At 47.4% G+C, this 17,422-nt stretch carries 13 protein-coding genes, 3 tRNA genes, 2 rRNA genes and 2 pseudogenes; 9 read left to right on the top strand and 11 right to left on the bottom strand.

The window, feature by feature from the left end:
• Nucleotides 1-30 precede the first annotated feature (30 nt).
• The 5 genes and pseudogenes from LG384_RS04300 to LG384_RS04285 form a co-directional block, all read left to right on the top strand.
• Nucleotides 31-1,299 (top strand): annotated as a pseudogene (locus LG384_RS04300) (PTS transporter subunit EIIC); the annotation flags it as partial.
• A complete protein-coding gene (locus LG384_RS23335; protein WP_370637135.1) occupies nt 1,276-1,617 on the top strand; it encodes a PTS transporter subunit EIIB in 342 nt (113 codons plus the stop codon). The pseudogene LG384_RS04300 and the gene LG384_RS23335, both read left to right, overlap by 24 nt.
• Nucleotides 1,617-2,801, top strand: a complete 1,185-nt coding sequence (locus LG384_RS04295) for a MalY/PatB family protein (RefSeq protein WP_225760497.1) — start codon at nt 1,617-1,619, stop codon at nt 2,799-2,801. The genes LG384_RS23335 and LG384_RS04295 overlap by 1 nt, the downstream gene beginning before the upstream one ends.
• Nucleotides 2,794-3,390, top strand: a complete 597-nt coding sequence (locus LG384_RS04290; protein WP_045440072.1) for an SIS domain-containing protein — start codon at nt 2,794-2,796, stop codon at nt 3,388-3,390. Before LG384_RS04295 ends, LG384_RS04290 begins: the two co-directional genes overlap by 8 nt.
• A 73-nt stretch (nt 3,391-3,463) precedes the next feature.
• The gene (locus LG384_RS04285; RefSeq protein ID WP_045440069.1) at nt 3,464-4,417 is read left to right on the top strand and encodes a phosphoglycerate dehydrogenase; all 954 of its coding nucleotides are present in this window, start codon (nt 3,464-3,466) and stop codon (nt 4,415-4,417) included.
• Between the two features lie 45 nt (nt 4,418-4,462).
• Here LG384_RS04285 and LG384_RS04280 read toward each other — a convergent pair.
• Together LG384_RS04280 and dnaQ are read right to left on the bottom strand one after the other, a co-directional pair.
• A tRNA-Asp gene (locus LG384_RS04280) sits at nt 4,463-4,539 on the bottom strand.
• 134 nt (nt 4,540-4,673) lie between these two features.
• Nucleotides 4,674-5,402 (bottom strand): DNA polymerase III subunit epsilon, encoded by a 729-nt coding sequence (gene dnaQ, locus LG384_RS04275; RefSeq protein WP_200013296.1) that lies wholly within the window; start codon nt 5,400-5,402, stop codon nt 4,674-4,676.
• On the opposite strand from dnaQ, the pseudogene rnhA reads away from it, so the two are divergent.
• Nucleotides 5,356-5,934: pseudogene (gene rnhA, locus LG384_RS04270) on the top strand (ribonuclease HI). The gene dnaQ and the pseudogene rnhA overlap by 47 nt on opposite strands.
• Here rnhA and LG384_RS04265 read toward each other — a convergent pair.
• A complete protein-coding gene (locus tag LG384_RS04265) occupies nt 5,931-6,653 on the bottom strand; it encodes a class I SAM-dependent methyltransferase (protein ID WP_045440064.1) in 723 nt (240 codons plus the stop codon). The pseudogene rnhA and the gene LG384_RS04265 overlap by 4 nt on opposite strands.
• A 33-nt stretch (nt 6,654-6,686) precedes the next feature.
• Here LG384_RS04265 and gloB point away from each other — a divergent pair, with 33 nt between their 5' ends.
• Both gloB and mltD read left to right on the top strand, forming a co-directional pair.
• Nucleotides 6,687-7,442 (top strand): hydroxyacylglutathione hydrolase, encoded by a 756-nt coding sequence (gloB, locus tag LG384_RS04260; RefSeq protein ID WP_200013295.1) that lies wholly within the window; start codon nt 6,687-6,689, stop codon nt 7,440-7,442.
• 71 nt (nt 7,443-7,513) lie between these two features.
• Complete coding sequence (gene mltD / locus LG384_RS04255; RefSeq protein WP_136345274.1) at nt 7,514-8,872, top strand: murein transglycosylase D; 1,359 nt, start codon at nt 7,514-7,516, stop codon at nt 8,870-8,872.
• 49 nt (nt 8,873-8,921) lie between these two features.
• On the opposite strand, the gene LG384_RS04250 is transcribed toward mltD, so the two are convergent.
• The 3 genes from LG384_RS04250 to LG384_RS04240 form a co-directional block, all read right to left on the bottom strand.
• Nucleotides 8,922-9,692: a class I SAM-dependent methyltransferase gene (locus LG384_RS04250; RefSeq protein ID WP_225760496.1), complete on the bottom strand. Its 771-nt coding sequence runs from the start codon at nt 9,690-9,692 to the stop codon at nt 8,922-8,924.
• 78 nt (nt 9,693-9,770) lie between these two features.
• On the bottom strand, nt 9,771-10,571 hold the full coding sequence (locus LG384_RS04245) for an endonuclease/exonuclease/phosphatase family protein (protein ID WP_045440054.1): 801 nt from the start codon (nt 10,569-10,571) through the stop codon (nt 9,771-9,773).
• 131 nt (nt 10,572-10,702) lie between these two features.
• A complete protein-coding gene (locus tag LG384_RS04240) occupies nt 10,703-11,878 on the bottom strand; it encodes an MFS transporter (protein WP_225760495.1) in 1,176 nt (391 codons plus the stop codon).
• 104 nt (nt 11,879-11,982) lie between these two features.
• Between LG384_RS04240 and yafC the strand changes: the two genes are divergently transcribed.
• Nucleotides 11,983-12,897 (top strand): DNA-binding transcriptional regulator YafC, encoded by a 915-nt coding sequence (yafC, locus tag LG384_RS04235; protein WP_045440052.1) that lies wholly within the window; start codon nt 11,983-11,985, stop codon nt 12,895-12,897.
• Nucleotides 12,898-12,919: 22 nt separating this feature from the next.
• Here the strand turns inward: yafC and dkgB are convergent, their stop codons facing one another.
• From dkgB to LG384_RS04210, 5 genes are all read right to left on the bottom strand, one after another.
• Nucleotides 12,920-13,723 (bottom strand): 2,5-didehydrogluconate reductase DkgB, encoded by an 804-nt coding sequence (gene dkgB / locus LG384_RS04230; protein ID WP_225760494.1) that lies wholly within the window; start codon nt 13,721-13,723, stop codon nt 12,920-12,922.
• A gap of 160 nt (nt 13,724-13,883) precedes the next feature.
• A tRNA-Asp gene (locus LG384_RS04225) sits at nt 13,884-13,960 on the bottom strand.
• Nucleotides 13,961-14,015: 55 nt separating this feature from the next.
• Nucleotides 14,016-14,131 (bottom strand): 5S ribosomal RNA (gene rrf, locus LG384_RS04220).
• A 91-nt stretch (nt 14,132-14,222) separates the two neighbouring features.
• Nucleotides 14,223-17,129: ribosomal RNA gene (locus tag LG384_RS04215) — 23S ribosomal RNA — on the bottom strand.
• Nucleotides 17,130-17,346: 217 nt separating this feature from the next.
• Nucleotides 17,347-17,422: transfer RNA gene (locus LG384_RS04210), tRNA-Glu, on the bottom strand.

The following is a 17,422-nucleotide window of genomic DNA, read 5'->3' as shown; positions in this document are numbered from 1 at the left end:
TACCTTTCACTTTATCACGAGACAGTTAATATGAAACAGAAAAAAGCCTGGAGTTTTTTTCAGAGCCTGGGGAAGGCATTTATGTACCCAATCGCTCTGTTAAGCGTATGCGGCATGATGTTAGGTTTGGGAAGTGGATTAGCCAGCGAGGAAATGGCCAAATTAATTCCTGTACTAGGGTTCCCTATCGTTAAATCATTTCTGGATTTTGTTGTTAATTTAGGGCTATTTGCTTTTGTTAATTTACCGGTGTTATTTGCAATCGCTATCCCGTTGGGCCTGCTGAAAGAAAAAGAAGATAAAGCATATGGTGCATTCTCCGGCCTGGTGGGTTTTATGGCAATGCATTTAGGGACAAACTTCTATCTGAAAACCCATGGTCTGTTAGTTCCCGTCGACCAGATGTCTACACATGGACAAACTATCATTCTGGGAATTCAGTCATACAACACCAGTGTACTTGGGGGGATTGTTGCTGGGTTGATGGTATTCACTATGTATAAGCGGATCGTCAATCTACGCATCCCTGAGTCGCTGGGATTCTATAGCGGCCCGCGTCTTGCGCCGATCATTACGTTAATTGTCATGAGTGTTTTCGGTATCATTATTCCCTTCGTATGGCCGCCGTTCTTTAACCTCTTTATGTTAATCGGCCACTGGATATCTACCTCTGGCCCAATAGGTTATTTCTTCTATGCCGTTGCAGAGCGCGTAACGATTCCCTTCGGACTAAACCATTTAGTCACTTCCGTATTCAGATTTACACCAATCGGTGGTTCAGCGATCATCAACGGTGAAGAATATTACGGTACTCTCAATATGTTTATGGCCTATGTCAAAGAGAATGCCGTCATTCCTCTGGACCTTGCTGGTAAAATGGAACAGGGAAAGCTAATGATCCAGTATGGTTTAGCTGGCGCAGCTCTCGCAATGTATCAGACTGCCCATGTACAAAATCGTAAGGCTATTAAAGCACTTTTGATTTCTGCGGTGCTGACTGTAATTATTGGTGGTGTTAGCGAACCAATAGAGTTTTTATTTCTGTTTGTCAGTCCTGTTTTGTTTGTGTTCCATGCTTTCATGAATGGTTTTGCTAATATGTTCCTACCGTATCTCGGTGTTAAAATGGGATTTACTGGCGATTTGATTCAATTTATGAGTTTTGGCGTATTGCGCGGAACAAGAACCGGCTGGCCAGTGGCTGTCTGTGTAGAAATAGCCTACTTCTTTATTTATTACGCGGTGTTTAAATGGGCCATTCTTAAATATAACCTGATGACCGTCGGCAGAGAAGATAGTGACCAGACACCTTCAGCAACAGCAACTGAGGTTGTAGTACCTGTTGCACAACCTGAGATAAATACCAATATGGGTCCCAGCACAGCAGAAAAAATGATTGAGGCCCTGGGTGGTAAGGAAAATATCGTATCACTGGATAACTGTGTTACACGTTTACGTCTGACAATCAACGATATGGAGATAATAGACGAGACGGCCATTAAAAGGCAGGGAGGGATCGCTATTGTCAAACTCGACAAAAACACCCTGCAAGTCATTATTGGTACAAAAGTTATCGCCTTGCGTAAAGAAATGGACCAATATATGGAGTCATACTGATGGATATTTTTAACACTCCTGTTTCCCGAAAAGGAACGTACTGTACTCAGTGGGACTTCTGCGAAGATAGGTTCGGCGTAAAAGATATTATTCCGTTTTCAATATCAGATATGGATTTACCGATGCCGGAAGCGATAACCAACGCATTACGAAAAAGACTGGAACATCCTATCCTCGGATATAGTCGCTGGCAACATAGCGAATATCTCAATTCGATATGCCATTGGTATGGTCAGAAATATGATACGGAGATCGATGCTAATTGGATCACCTATAGCCCAAGTGTGATGTACTCTATCGCCAAAGCACTAGAGTTATTAACTGATTATGAAGATAACATTCTGATATTTACTCCGGCATATAATGCGTTCTTTGATGTTATCAAAAACACCGGAAGAAAATTAACTACTTCAACATTGATTCGGGAAGAAGACGGTCGATATAGCCTTGACTGGAATGATTTTAATACCAAGGCAAAGTATGCAAAGATAATTTTATTGTGTAATCCACATAATCCTACAGGAAAAGTGTGGTCTGAAGATGAACTGATAAAAATCTCAGAGATCTGTTCAAAAAATAACTGTTGGTTATTATCCGATGAGATCCACAGCGATTTCACATTTAGCCACAAATTCACCTCTGTACTTAAGTTACATTATGATAAAACAGCTGTTTTTAACTCCATCTCAAAAACATTTAATGTCCCAGCTCTAACGGGTTCTTATCTTATTACACCTGATAATAATTTTAATGAGAAATTCAGGTTGATAACTCGATACAGGGATTTTGTCAACTCGCCATCAGTATTGAATATCATTGCCACTATCGTTGCTTATAATGAATGTGATGGATGGTTACACGAATTAAGAACACATCTTAGATCCAACATTGATTTTGCAGTTAATTATGTTAAGGAAAATATTTCATCGCTGCTACTCAAAGAGTCTGAAGGTTGTTACTTTGCGTGGATAGACTGCTCACAAATCAGTTGTTCGTTCGATAAGTTCTATTCAAGATTAATTCATGAAGGAAAAGTCGGGATTATGGCTGGCAGTGTATATGGGCCTGGCGGAGAGAACTTCTTACGGCTTAATCTGGCATGTAGTAGAGAAAAACTACATCAGGGCTTATGTCGGGTCGCTTATGTTATTGATAAAATAAATCAGGAAAATAAACATGAATAATACTGATATCATCTCTCTCATTAAAACCTTCATGCGTAATGAACACAAAGCAGTTGAAGAAATAATTAACGCGCCACTTTCAGAAACAGCAAGTTTAGTCAAAGTAATCCAATCTTGCAGAGGAAAAGTTGTTTTTATCGGCGTGGGAAAATCAGGAATAATTGCTAAAAAACTGGCTGCTACATTTTCCAGCACAGGCACCCCCTCATTTTTTATTCATGGAACAGAAGCTGTTCATGGTGATCTGGGTATGGTTACCAGCGAAGATGTAGTTATCTTGATATCCAATAGTGGTGAAACAACAGAACTGTTAGCTACCTTGCCAAGTCTAAAAAAGATGAATAATTTTTTAGTCTCATTTACCCGAAGCCACAACTCATCGCTGGCTACTAATTGCAATTTATCTGTAGAAATCCCGGTGAGAAACGAAGCAGATAACTTAGGTCTTGCTCCATCCTGTTCTTCAACTGCTGTTCTTGTCGTGGGAGATGCCGTGGCCCTCGCCCTGTCAGAACTAAAGCAGTTTACCCGGACCGATTTTGGTCTATTTCATCCTGGAGGTGCTCTCGGCGTTAAAGCAAATTCATAACTTGTGTCATTTTTATTGTAACCGGTCTACGCCATCACAACCTGATGGCGTTCTCAGGTCTGAGGTATTAGATATGAAAAATATATTAATCACCGTTTCCAGTTTTTCAGCTCGTTGTGTTACAGGTTGCAAGTTACTGCGCGATAACCAGTTTAATCTCATTTTTAAGAACAATATTACTCATCTTATTCAATCTGAACCGGATGACGTGCGTGAATCTATTGATGCAGTCATTGCCGGAACAGATTGTTATGACGCAAGTGTGTTTTCTCTTCTACCAAAACTGAAAATCATCTCAAGATTTGGCACCGGTATTGATAATATAGATACAGAGGCGGCAAAAAAAGCAGGTATTGTGGTTAATAATGCCCGAGGACTCAATGCCAATGCGGTTGCTGAGTTTATAATCGGACTTATTTTCTCTGGTCTAAGAAATATTCCCGGTAATCACATGGACATGCAAAATGGTTACTGGGGATACTCGCTGGGAAATGAATTAAATAGTAAACGAGTGGGATTATTAGGTTTTGGGAATATAGCAAAAACCCTGGTTAAGAGGTTATCCGGTTTCGACATTGAAATTCTCGCATACGACAAATTCCCGGATCACGAGATGGCTGATAAAATGGCGGTAAAGTTTGTGTCAATTGACGACATCTTCATGCAGTCTAACGTCATTATCGTTCTTCTCCCATACACACCATCATTAGAGAATTTTATCAGTCACAAATATCTTTCTATGATGAGAAATGGTGCCTTGCTTATCAATGCTGCTCGAGGGAAATTAATAGATGAACGAGCGTTGTTGCAGGTAACTGATGAAAGGAATGTACATTCCGCTCTCGACGTATTTCAGCATGAACCGCTACCACAATTCAGCCCTTTGCTACATTCCAGAAATATTATCACTACACCGCACATCGCTGCTGCGACGGTAGAATCGTACCATCAGACAGGGATCCATGCTGCGAAGTCAGTTATTGATTTTTTTGCTGGTAAAGCAATAGAAAATATTTGTAATGAGTAAAACGACGAAAGCCTGAATCATTGCTGATTCAGGCTCTCTGAATAGTGGCGGAATGGACGGGACTCGAACCCGCGACCCCCTGCGTGACAGGCAGGTATTCTAACCAACTGAACTACCACTCCGCGTTGTGTTCCGCTTGGGAACGAAGCGAATATTACGGATTGCCTCGCACCTCGTCAACGCTTTTTCTCACGTTTTTTAATCGTTTGCTGCAAAAATCACCCGAATGGCCATTTCTACACTGTAAATGCGTAAACTATGCCCGCCAGAGACAACTTCCGCCTTTCTTCTGAACCAGATCGAGGCGCGATTCATGGGCCGCTAACTCTTCCTCAGTGGCGAAAACAACGCGTAACTTGCTGGAGTGGCGCGCAATGCGCTGGATCCCGGTATCATTCTGCTGCTGACTGTCGCCTTCCATTGAAAACGCCATCGTTGTCTGCCCACCAGTCATCATCAGATAAACGTCGGCCAGAATCTGGGCATCGAGTAACGCGCCGTGTAATGTGCGCTTACTGTTGTCTATCTCGTAACGTGAGCACAATGCATCAAGGCTGTTACGCTTACCAGGAAACATTTTCCTCGCCAGCGCCAGGCTATCAGTCACTTTACAGAATGTATTTGTTTTTGGGATATCACGATTAAGCTTCGCGAACTCGTAGTCCATAAAGCCGATATCGAACGATGCGTTATGAATGACCAGTTCAGCGCCACGAATATAGTCTAAAAACTCATCGGCCACATCGGCAAACGTGGGTTTATCCAGCAGGAATTCATCCGCGATTCCGTGTACACCAAATGCTTCCGGGTCCACCAGCCGATCCGGCTTAAGGTAAACATGGAAGTTATTACCGGTCAGGCGGCGGTTCACCACTTCAACCGCACCGATCTCAATAATCTTGTGGCCTTCGTAGTGGGCGCCAATCTGGTTCATACCGGTGGTTTCGGTATCGAGGACGATCTGTCGTGTAATTCCAGTGCTCATAGCGGTCATTTATGTCAGACTTATCGTTTGATTTCGATTTGCTAAAACAGGAAGTCTACCAGAGATGCTTAAACAGGTAGAAATTTTCACCGATGGTTCTTGCCTGGGAAATCCAGGGCCTGGTGGTTATGGGGCAATTCTACGCTATCGCGGACGTGAAAAAACCTTCAGCGAAGGGTATAACCTGACCACCAATAATCGTATGGAGTTGATGGCCGCAATCGTCGCGCTGGAGGCACTAAAAGAACAGTGCGAAGTGGTTCTCAGTACCGATAGCCAGTATGTACGTCAGGGCATTACTCAATGGATCCACAACTGGAAAAAACGCGGTTGGAAAACTGCAGATAAAAAGCCAGTGAAGAATGTCGATCTCTGGAAGCGTCTGGATGCCGCGCTGGGCCAGCATCAAATTAAATGGGAATGGGTAAAAGGCCACGCGGGTCACCCGGAAAACGAACGCTGTGATGAACTTGCGCGCGCTGCAGCGATGAGTCCCAGTCAGGATGATGTTGGATATCAGGCCGAGACTTAAGCGTCAGGCTTCCGGTATTGCCGGGTTGCGCCAACGGCCTGGCGGATACGTGCTTTGCTTTTATTTTGTTTCATCGGATTAAGCGTAAGCGGGATTGTTCGCTTACGTGCAACAATCAGTTGTAAACACCCTAACGCCGGAACATGTGCGCTTAACAGTTTCCCCCCTTGTTTACTCCAGGGCAAAACGTGAAAACGGCTGTAGTGCAACACTTCAAAATTCAGCAAAGAGAGCCAGTCCAGTTGACGCATCAGCGTAAACATCCGGCTGTTATAGGGCGATGTTTTACGTAATACCGGCACCAGTTTACGCAAGCCCATCAGGCTAACCGGATTAAATCCACTGACTATCAGCCAGCCATCATCAATAAGCACACGGTCTGCCTCCCGCATTAAGCGATGTGGATCGGCACACCAAGGCAAAGTATGCGCCAGCAAACAGACATCGACGGATTTATCGGCGAAGGGAAGATGTAACGGATCGGCCAGCACCTGCATCGGTGAACCTTGCGCAGAAACATTTACCTGATGAGAAACCGCGCACGCTTCAGAATTGATTTCTGCGCTTAAATTGCCAATCTTAAGCAGATGAAAACCGTACATTTTTGCGAACCACGGGTTAAGCTCATTCTCCAGCGCCTCACGATAGTGCTCGCCCCAGGGTAAATCATCCCAGCTAACGGGCGCTACGACAGTTTGAGGGATCCTTGCCGGTTTCATCACAACCTTCCGTTACGCATTGAGAGGTATTTTATGAATCTTAACAGCATTCCCGCATTTCAGGACAATTACATCTGGGTCCTGACAAATAATGAAGGCCACTGCCTTATTGTGGATCCTGGCGAAGCAGCTCCGGTATTAAAAGCCATTGCTGAGCATAACTGGGTACCTGAGGCCATTTTCCTCACCCACCACCATCAGGATCACGTTGGCGGAGTGAAAGAACTTCTACAGCATTTTCCACAAATAGTGGTTTATGGCCCAGCAGAAACACAAGATAAGGGAACGACACACATAGTCAAAGATGGCGATATCGCCCTCGTTTTAGGGCATGAATTTAGTATATTTGCTACCCCGGGTCACACTTTAGGACATATTTGTTACTTTAGTCATCCTTATTTATTTTGCGGCGACACGCTCTTCTCTGGCGGCTGCGGCCGACTTTTTGAAGGCACAGCTTCGCAAATGTATCAATCACTTAAAAAAATAAGCGCCCTTCCTGACGATACATTGGTTTGTTGCGCACATGAATACACATTAGCAAATATGAAGTTTGCCCTAAGCATCCTTCCGCACGATTCGTTCATAAATGATTATTATCGTAAAGTTAATGAGTTACGCGTAAAAAAACAAATGACACTGCCCGTAATTCTGAAAAATGAGCGTCGAAATAATATTTTTTTAAGAACAGAAGATATTGATTTAATTAATGAAATTAACAAAGAAACAATATTGCAACAACCTGAAGAGCGTTTTGCCTGGTTAAGGTCAAAGAAAGATACGTTCTGACAATTCCGGGTTGCCTTTTGAAAACTTCGCCGTTATGATCGGTCGTCTTTTAAGCAACTATTGACACACACATGAAGGCAAAAGCGATATTACTCGCCTCTGTCCTGCTTGTTGGGTGCCAGAATACTGGTAACGTCCAACAGCACGCACAGAGCCTTTCTGCAGCTGGTCAAGGGGAAGCAGGAAAGTTCACTAGTCAGGCGCGATGGATGGACGATGGGACATCTATCGCGGCCGATCAAGATTTGTGGGCTTTCATTGGTGACGAGCTAAAGATGGGAATTCCGGAAAACAACCGGATTCGCGAACAAAAACAGAAGTATTTACGCAATAAGAGCTATCTCCACGATGTAACTTTACGGGCAGAGCCGTATATGTACTGGATAGCCGGGCAGGTTAAGAAACGTAACATGCCAATGGAACTGGTACTACTACCCATAGTGGAGAGCGCTTTTGATCCTCACGCAACGTCTGGCGCCAATGCCGCAGGTATTTGGCAGATCATTCCGAGCACGGGGCGCAATTATGGTTTAAAACAGACTCGCAGTTATGATGCACGTCGCGACATAGTGGCTTCCACCACTGCCGCGCTGGACATGATGCAGCGTCTGAACAAGATGTTTGATGGCGACTGGCTGCTGACCGTTGCTGCTTATAATAGCGGTGAAGGTCGCGTGATGAAGGCAATCAAAGCGAACAAATCTCGTGGTAAGCCCACCGATTTCTGGTCGCTCCCTTTGCCTCAGGAAACGAAGCTATATGTGCCCAAAATGCTGGCATTGAGCGATATTCTCAAGAACAGCAAACGCTATGGCGTGCGTCTGCCAACCACAGACGAAAGCCGCGCGTTAGCACGTGTTCGTCTTAACAGTCCGGTTGAGATGGCTCAGGTTGCCGATATGGCGGGTATTTCCGTCAGCAAGCTGAAGACATTCAATGCAGGTGTGAAGGGCTCTACGTTGGGTGCCAGCGGCCCGCAATACGTGATGGTGCCAAAGAAGCACGCAGAGAAGTTGCGTGAATCTCTGGCCTCTGGCGAAATTGCAGCCGTGCAGTCAACGTTAGTTGCGGATAACACGCCACTGAACAGCCGTAGCTACAAGGTTCGCTCTGGCGATACACTTTCTGGCATCGCTTCACGTCTTGGCGTAAATGCGAAGGATCTTAAGCAGTGGAACAATCTGCGTGGATCTACCCTGAAAGTGGGTCAAAGCCTGACCGTTGGTGCTGGCACCAGTGCGCAGCGACTGGCTAACAACAGCGATAGCATCACCTATCGTGTACGTAAAGGCGACTCGCTTTCGAGCATTGCTAAACGTCACGGCGTTAACATTAAGGATGTGATGCGCTGGAACAGCGATACGGAAAATCTGCAACCAGGCGATCAGCTAACGTTGTTTGTAAAGAACAACGGTATGCCGGACTCCTGATGAGATTATAAAAATTAAGGCACTGGTTTCCCCCCAGTGCCTTTTTTATTTATGCCGTTTTATGTGCTTCAACCATGATCGTGTCGCTGGTGAACGAACCGTCTTCCTGTAATTCAAAATACGCCTTCACTTCAGCAGAAGCACTCTCCTGATACAATCGGATAGCCTCTGTCAGTGCAACGGGAGTACGCATTCTCGCAACCCATGAACTGAATTCTAACGGCAGGCGATCTGTGAACAACGTATCGGCAATCATATTCGCGTCATTAATCAGAGACAGCCACTCACCGCTGGAATAGTTGCGCACATGCGAGGTATCGCGCAACGCTTCAACGGTTTGCAGCCAGATATCACGCACAGGGTGTCCGGGAGACATCACATCCATAATAATCAGCACACCGCCGGGTTTCAGTACGCGATTCACTTCTCGCAGCGCTTTCCCGACATCATGCCAGTGGTGCGCTGAATATCGGCTAATCACCACATCAAAAGTTTGATCCTCAAACGGCAGACTTTCAGCATACCCCTGTCGGATGGAAATATTCTCCAATCCCTTCTCTTTTGCCGTCTGTACAACCACCTCGAGCATCTGCGAAGATAAATCATACGCTACCACCTGCTTCACATTCTGTGCCGCAATAAAGCTGGCGTGCCCCGCACCACATCCCATATCCAGTACACTTGCCTGCGGAAAAAAGGACAGTCGCTCGGCCAGTCGCTGCAAATCGCGCCCAGATGCATGTACCGCGCTGGTTAAATAGGCTTTTGCCTGAGAGCCAAACTGCTTTTCGACGTTGTCATGATGGGAGCGTGTTGTCATTGTGTTGTCCTTCGGTTGTTGTGAAATATAAAGGGCAGCACCACTACAGGCCTGCCCTACGGCAGACCTGACACACCTTTATTGTTCAGGCTTGCCGGGACTAAATTCAACGAGTAGAGGATTATGGTCGGATGCGCTCGTCACCAGCACAGAGGCTTCGCTCACGTTCAAACCACGGTAAAACACAAAATCGAGGGGGCGACCAAATGCGCGTCGGCGCTGATCGTCAGTAAAGCGCACCTGGCGCAGAGACATTTCACGAGAAAAGCGGTACAGCGCGTTCATACGCCGACGGCTCCATGCATTAAAATCGCCGGCCATAATCACCGGGCCACTGTGATGAGCAATCTGATCGCCAATGGGAAGTAACTGCTTACTATAGACATCCACGCCGAGACTGAAGTTAACAGCATGAATATTCACCACCATTAATAAACGCGAATCAGGCAGCGGGTAAACTGTCACCAGTGCCGATTTTGCTAACCGCAATATGGGTTCACGCTCACGCAGCGGGCAACAGTAAACAGGATGTGCAGCAGAAAGCGTCATGACGCCAGAGGGATGCTGAGGCAGCACAAAAGCGGGAACCTGATCGGCAGCAAGATAGTTAGCGGTCGCAAACTGCACCAGTTCAGGAGTAGTCTGTGCTTCTTGCAATAACACCAGATGCGCGTCTTTGCCAAAGTTCTTCAGCACCGACAACCATTCTGCCCGCTGCTGTTTAAAAATATTCCACACCAGGACGCGGATGCGATCCTCGCTGCTTAACGGAACGCCTGCGGGCAATGCCTGGCCAATATGCGCAAACGACCCTGGCGGTAAAATTCGCTCAACGGGCTGTCCGGCAACATAGCGCATAGCATAGGTGTTTTTTCGCACTTTAGACTTTCAAACCTCTGTAACGTCAACCAGCCCGCAACCGGACTGGTTCTTCTGTTATAGGGATTTTAGCACTCACTTTCAACGGACAATTGCAGTTTGTTTTGTAAGTAGGTACTTACATCGGTGATTTATCCCAGAGCTACACGTGCGGGTTTATCAAGACGACCGCTCACGCTCATCAGAAAGAAAGCGCTCAATACGATTAGCGCACCAATCCACGGGGTCTGCGCTAACCCATAATGCTCTACCGTTTGGCCACCAATCACTGAACCCAATGCAATGCCAATGTTGAACGCCGCAATGTTCAGTCCTGAGGCCACATCAACCGCATTGGGTGTAAATTGCTCCGCTTTCTGCACCACGTAAACCTGCAGCCCTGGTACGTTGCCGAAGGCAAAAATCCCCATGACAAGGATTGTCGCCAGAGCTGCGTACTGAGTGGATGCAGTTAACTGAAAGACCATCAACAGAACAAACAGGGCTGCGAAGATAAATTTCAACGCTGGAACGGCGCCATGTTTATCCGCCAGTCTGCCACCCCAGATATTACCGATGGCAACAGATACGCCATACCCCAGTAAGATCCAGCTTACCGCTGCCGGTGAGAATCCCGCCAGATCCTGCATCATCGGTGCAAGAAAAGTAAATGCCGTAAAGACACCACCATAGCCCAGCGCCGTAACGGCATAGATGAGTAACAGGCGAGGATGCGTTAAGACTTTCACCTGATCGCGAATACTGGCAGCAGCCCGGCCGGGGATATTCGCAGGGATCAGCAACTGACTGCTAATCAGTGCAATGACACCTAACATAGATACCGCGAGGAAAGTCTCACGCCAGCCAAAATGCTGACCAATAAATGTTCCCAACGGAACCCCTGTCACAAGTGCCACCGTTAACCCACCAAACATAATAGCGATGGCTGAAGCTGCTTTCTCTTTTGGCACCAGGCTTGTCGCAATAGTAGAACCAATTGAGAAGAACACGCCATGTGCGAGACCGGTCAGCAGGCGTGCAACAATTAACGTCATATAACCAGGCGCCTGCCATGCCAGCAAATTACCGGCCGTAAATAGCACCATTAGCGCAACCAGCAGTTGCTTACGCGGCAGACGTCCGGTCAGAGCAGTCAGTACCGGCGCACCAATTGCCACGCCCAGTGCATAGATAGAAACCAGCATTCCTGCAGAAGGCAAAGAGATCGCCAGCTGTTCGGCGATGGTCGGCACAAGGCCGACAATTACAAATTCAGTCGTACCAATAGCAAAAGCACTTATTGTCAGTGCAAATAAAGCGAGAGGCATAAATAACTCCATATCATCAGTAATCAGATGACACGAAGTATGCCGGGATGTTTTAATAACAAAAATATTCAAAATCTCAATATAATTTTGCTCCAGGTGCAAAAATGAAAGCAACTTCAGAAGAACTGGCCATTTTCGTTGCTGTTGTGGAAAGCGGTAGTTTTAGCCGCGCTGCAGAGCAGTTGGGACAAGCAAATTCCGCTATTAGCCGGGCAGTAAAAAAGCTGGAGATGAAGCTGGGTGTCAGTTTGCTCAACCGAACAACCCGACAGCTCAGTCTGACTGAAGAAGGTGAACGTTATTTCAGGCGAGTGCAGTTGATACTGCAGGAAATGGCTGCGGCAGAAACAGAAATTATGGAGTCTCGTAATACCCCGCGCGGCCTGTTGCGTATCGACGCGGCGACGCCGGTGATGTTGCATTTTCTGATGCCACTCATCAAACCTTTCCGTGAACGTTACCCTGAGATGACGCTGTCACTAGTTTCCTCGGAGACATTTATCAATCTTATTGAGCGAAAAGTTGACGTTGCAATACGAGCAGGTGCGCTTACGGACTCGAGCCTGCGCGCGCGCCCACTATTTACCAGCTACCGTAAGATTATTGCCTCACCGGAGTACATTGCCCGATTTGGTGAGCCTGAGAGCGTAGAGGAGCTTAAACAACATCTGTGTCTGGGTTTTTCCGAGCCTGTCTCACTCAATACCTGGCCTATTGCCTGTAGCGATGGACAGCTTCATGAAATTGAGTGCGGACTCTCTTCTAACAGCGGTGAAACATTGAAACAGCTTTGCCTGAACGGGAACGGAATTGCCTGTCTTTCAGATTATATGATTGATAAAGAAATCTCGCAGGGTGAACTGGTGGAGTTGTTGGCAGATAAACGTCTGCCCGTTGAAATGCCCTTTAGCGCAGTGTATTACAGCGATCGGGCTGTAAGTACACGTATTCGCGCGTTTATCGACTTTTTGAGTGAACATGCAAGAACAGCTCCCGCAGGAGCTGTGAAACAGGATTAACTCAACACAAAGGCAGCAGTCATTAATCCCATTCAGGGGCCAAACCCTCGGGGCTGACAAGGCGATCGTTACGATCCAGTGCAGCGATCGCAAGTTTGTCCTCTGTATCCAATTGCAGTTGTAGCGCGAGCAGATTGCTTGCCAAATTTTCACGTTTAGTCGAAGAAGGTATAACTGAGTACCCTTCTCCCATTGCCCATGCAAGAATAGCCTGGGCCGGGGTGGCATTATGTTTAGCCGCAATACGAGCAATCACTTTATCTTTCAGCGCGTTGCCATAAGCCAGTGTCATATAAGAGGTGATATGGATACCGTGTTGTTTGGCCCATTTAGCTACTTTACGGCTTTGCAGATACGGGGAAAGCTCTATCTGATTAGTTGCAATATTTTCAGCACCCACCGCAGCAATTGCTTTTTCCATCAAAGGGATAGTGAAGTTAGAGATCCCAATTTCACGGGTTAATCCCTGCACTTTTGCTTCCAGTAATTTCTGCATAAACTCTTCAACGGATACGGCACCGTTAGGAGAAGGCCAGTGGATAAGTGTCAGATCAACATACTCAGTACGCAGCTTTTTCAGACTATCTTTAAGGCTCGGGATCAGCTTGTCCCGGCCCAGATTTTCAGTCCAGATCTTGGTGGTAATATACAATTCGCTACGTGGCACACCGCTTTCAGCAATTGCCTGACCCACTGCGGCTTCATTATCATAGATTTGCGCAGTGTCGACTGCACGGTAGCCCAGTTCAAGGGCGGTTTTAACAGATGCGATAACAACGTCGTCTTTCAGGCGAAAAGTGCCTAAACCGAATGCAGGGATAGCCATAAATTCCTCTTTTTAATCACAGGGTTCGTTAACTGGGAGGATTATGACCGTCAGATCTTTGCAGAAAAAGAGTGTAAAATGCAGAGGATTTTTGCGTATTTGGTAATAATAAAAATGAATAAAAAAAAGCCCTGAGCATTAGCTCAGGGCTCTTAATAAGTGGCGGAACGGACGGGACTCGAACCCGCGACCCCCTGCGTGACAGGCAGGTATTCTAACCAACTGAACTACCGCTCCACCGAATTTCTTTGTCACTACCCGGATTAGTCATCCCGGTTTACTGCAATTTGATGCCTGGCAGTTCCCTACTCTCGCATGGGGAGACCCCACACTACCATCGGCGCTACGGCGTTTCACTTCTGAGTTCGGCATGGGGTCAGGTGGGACCACCGCGCTACAGCCGCCAGGCAAATTCTGTCATTAACCCGCTTATCGCCGGTTAATAGTATCTGTATCAAGCTGAAATTTCGTCTCTTCGCCAAAACAGCTTCGGCGTTGTAAGGTTAAGCCTCACGGTTCATTAGTATCGGTTAGCTCAATGTATCGCTACACTTACACACCCGACCTATCAACGTCGTCGTCTTCAACGTTCCTTCAGGAGACTTAAAGTCTCAGGGAGAACTCATCTCGGGGCAAGTTTCGTGCTTAGATGCTTTCAGCACTTATCTCTTCCGCATTTAGCTACCGGGCAATGCCATTGGCATGACAACCCGAACACCAGTGATGCGTCCACTCCGGTCCTCTCGTACTAGGAGCAGCCCCCCTCAATTCTCCAGCGCCCACGGCAGATAGGGACCGAACTGTCTCACGACGTTCTAAACCCAGCTCGCGTACCACTTTAAATGGCGAACAGCCATACCCTTGGGACCTACTTCAGCCCCAGGATGTGATGAGCCGACATCGAGGTGCCAAACACCGCCGTCGATATGAACTCTTGGGCGGTATCAGCCTGTTATCCCCGGAGTACCTTTTATCCGTTGAGCGATGGCCCTTCCATTCAGAACCACCGGATCACTAAGACCTGCTTTCGCACCTGCTCGAGCCGTCACTCTCGCAGTCAAGCTAGCTTATGCCTTTGCACTAACCTCCTGATGTCCGACCAGGATTAGCTAACCTTCGTGCTCCTCCGTTACTCTTTAGGAGGAGACCGCCCCAGTCAAACTACCCACCAGACACTGTCCGCAACCCGGATCACGGGTCTACGTTAGAACACCAGCCATTAAAGGGTGGTATTTCAAGGTTGGCTCCATGCAGACTGGCGTCCACACTTCAAAGCCTCCCACCTATCCTACACATCAAGGACCAGTGTTCAGTGTCAAGCTATAGTAAAGGTTCACGGGGTCTTTCCGTCTTGCCGCGGGTACACTGCATCTTCACAGCGAGTTCAATTTCACTGAGTCTCGGGTGGAGACAGCCTGGCCATCATTACGCCATTCGTGCAGGTCGGAACTTACCCGACAAGGAATTTCGCTACCTTAGGACCGTTATAGTTACGGCCGCCGTTTACCGGGGCTTCGATCAAGAGCTTCTCCTTACGGATAACCCCATCAATTAACCTTCCGGCACCGGGCAGGCGTCACACCGTATACGTCCACTTTCGTGTTTGCACAGTGCTGTGTTTTTAATAAACAGTTGCAGCCAGCTGGTATCTTCGACTGATTTCAGCTCCATGAGTAAATCACTTCACCTACATATCAGCGTGCCTTCTCCCGAAGTTACGGCACCATTTTGCCTAGTTCCTTCACCCGAGTTCTCTCAAGCGCCTTGGTATTCTCTACCTGACCACCTGTGTCGGTTTGGGGTACGATTTCGTGTTACCTGATGCTTAGAGGCTTTTCCTGGAAGCAGGGCATTTGTTACTTCAGCACCGTAGTGCCTCGTCATCACACCTCAGCGTTAATAAGGTACCGGATTTACCTGGAACCTCCGCCTACATGCTTAAACCGGGACAACCGTCGCCCGGCTAACATAGCCTTCTCCGTCCCCCCTTCGCAGTAACACCAAGTACAGGAATATTAACCTGTTTCCCATCGACTACGCCTTTCGGCCTCGCCTTAGGGGTCGACTCACCCTGCCCCGATTAACGTTGGACAGGAACCCTTGGTCTTCCGGCGTGCGGGTTTTTCACCCGCATTATCGTTACTTATGTCAGCATTCGCACTTCTGATACCTCCAGCATCCCTCACAGGACACCTTCAACGGCTTACAGAACGCTCCCCTACCCAACAACACATAGTGTCGCTGCCGCAGCTTCGGTGCATGGTTTAGCCCCGTTACATCTTCCGCGCAGGCCGACTCGACCAGTGAGCTATTACGCTTTCTTTAAATGATGGCTGCTTCTAAGCCAACATCCTGGCTGTCTGTGCCTTCCCACATCGTTTCCCACTTAACCATGACTTTGGGACCTTAGCTGGCGGTCTGGGTTGTTTCCCTCTTCACGACGGACGTTAGCACCCGCCGTGTGTCTCCCGTGATAACATTCTTCGGTATTCGCAGTTTGCATCGGGTTGGTAAGTCGGGATGACCCCCTAGCCGAAACAGTGCTCTACCCCCGAAGATGAATTCACGAGGCGCTACCTAAATAGCTTTCGGGGAGAACCAGCTATCTCCCGGTTTGATTGGCCTTTCACCCCCAGCCACAAGTCATCCGCTAATTTTTCAACATTAGTCGGTTCGGTCCTCCAGTTAGTGTTACCCAACCTTCAACCTGCCCATGGCTAGATCACCGGGTTTCGGGTCTATACCCTGCAACTTAACGCCCAGTTAAGACTCGGTTTCCCTTCGGCTCCCCTATTCGGTTAACCTTGCTACAGAATATAAGTCGCTGACCCATTATACAAAAGGTACGCAGTCACCCCATAAAGAGGCTCCCACTGCTTGTACGTACACGGTTTCAGGTTCTTTTTCACTCCCCTCGCCGGGGTTCTTTTCGCCTTTCCCTCACGGTACTGGTTCACTATCGGTCAGTCAGGAGTATTTAGCCTTGGAGGATGGTCCCCCCATATTCAGACAGGATACCACGTGTCCCGCCCTACTCTTCGAGTTCACAACACGTGTGATTTTGTGTACGGGACTATCACCCTGTACCGTCGGACTTTCCAGACCGTTCCACTACCACACATGCTGATTCAGACTCTGGGCTGCTCCCCGTTCGCTCGCCGCTACTGGGGGAATCTCGGTTGATTTCTTTTCCTCGGGGTACTTAGATGTTTCAGTTCCCCCGGTTCGCTTCATTACGCTATGTATTCACGCAATGATAGTGTGTCGAAACACACTGGGTTTCCCCATTCGGAAATCGCCGGTTATAACGGTTCATATCACCTTACCGACGCTTATCGCAGATTAGCACGTCCTTCATCGCCTCTGACTGCCAGGGCATCCACCGTGTACGCTTAGTCGCTTAACCTCACAACCCGAAGATGTTTCGTAAAACACCATCGTGTTGCGAAAATTTGAGAGACTCGAACACACCATTTATCTGTTCTTATTACGGAGAACAGACACAGTGTGTCGTTTCAATTTTCAGCTTGATCCAGATTTTTAAAGAGCAAATATCTCAAACGTCACCCGAAGATGAGTTTTGAGATATAACGGCCGGTGACTTTCACTCACGAACCAGCAAGTGGCGTCCCCTAGGGGATTCGAACCCCTGTTACCGCCGTGAAAGGGCGGTGTCCTGGGCCTCTAGACGAAGGGGAC

It is taken from the genome of Citrobacter sp. Marseille-Q3906 (assembly GCF_916618775.1).
In the GTDB taxonomy this organism is placed as follows: Bacteria; Pseudomonadota; Gammaproteobacteria; order Enterobacterales; family Enterobacteriaceae; genus Citrobacter; species Citrobacter murliniae.
The sequence above is the reverse complement of the archived record's forward strand: the minus strand, read 5'-3'. Positions and strand labels throughout refer to the sequence as shown.

What these genes read in the sequence shown, in the direction of transcription:
- LG384_RS23335 (WP_370637135.1), top strand. Translation starts at nt 1,276, where the DNA reads ATGACCGTCGGCAGAGAAGATAGTGACCAGACACCTTCAGCAACAGCA.
- LG384_RS04295 (WP_225760497.1), top strand. Translation starts at nt 1,617, where the DNA reads ATGGATATTTTTAACACTCCTGTTTCCCGAAAAGGAACGTACTGTACT.
- LG384_RS04290 (WP_045440072.1), top strand. Translation starts at nt 2,794, where the DNA reads ATGAATAATACTGATATCATCTCTCTCATTAAAACCTTCATGCGTAAT.
- LG384_RS04285 (WP_045440069.1), top strand. Translation starts at nt 3,464, where the DNA reads ATGAAAAATATATTAATCACCGTTTCCAGTTTTTCAGCTCGTTGTGTT.
- dnaQ (WP_200013296.1), bottom strand. Translation starts at nt 5,402, where the DNA reads ATGAGCACTGGAATTACACGACAGATCGTCCTCGATACCGAAACCACC.
- LG384_RS04265 (WP_045440064.1), bottom strand. Translation starts at nt 6,653, where the DNA reads ATGAAACCGGCAAGGATCCCTCAAACTGTCGTAGCGCCCGTTAGCTGG.
- gloB (WP_200013295.1), top strand. Translation starts at nt 6,687, where the DNA reads ATGAATCTTAACAGCATTCCCGCATTTCAGGACAATTACATCTGGGTC.
- mltD (WP_136345274.1), top strand. Translation starts at nt 7,514, where the DNA reads ATGAAGGCAAAAGCGATATTACTCGCCTCTGTCCTGCTTGTTGGGTGC.
- LG384_RS04250 (WP_225760496.1), bottom strand. Translation starts at nt 9,692, where the DNA reads ATGACAACACGCTCCCATCATGACAACGTCGAAAAGCAGTTTGGCTCT.
- LG384_RS04240 (WP_225760495.1), bottom strand. Translation starts at nt 11,878, where the DNA reads ATGCCTCTCGCTTTATTTGCACTGACAATAAGTGCTTTTGCTATTGGT.
- yafC (WP_045440052.1), top strand. Translation starts at nt 11,983, where the DNA reads ATGAAAGCAACTTCAGAAGAACTGGCCATTTTCGTTGCTGTTGTGGAA.
- dkgB (WP_225760494.1), bottom strand. Translation starts at nt 13,723, where the DNA reads ATGGCTATCCCTGCATTCGGTTTAGGCACTTTTCGCCTGAAAGACGAC.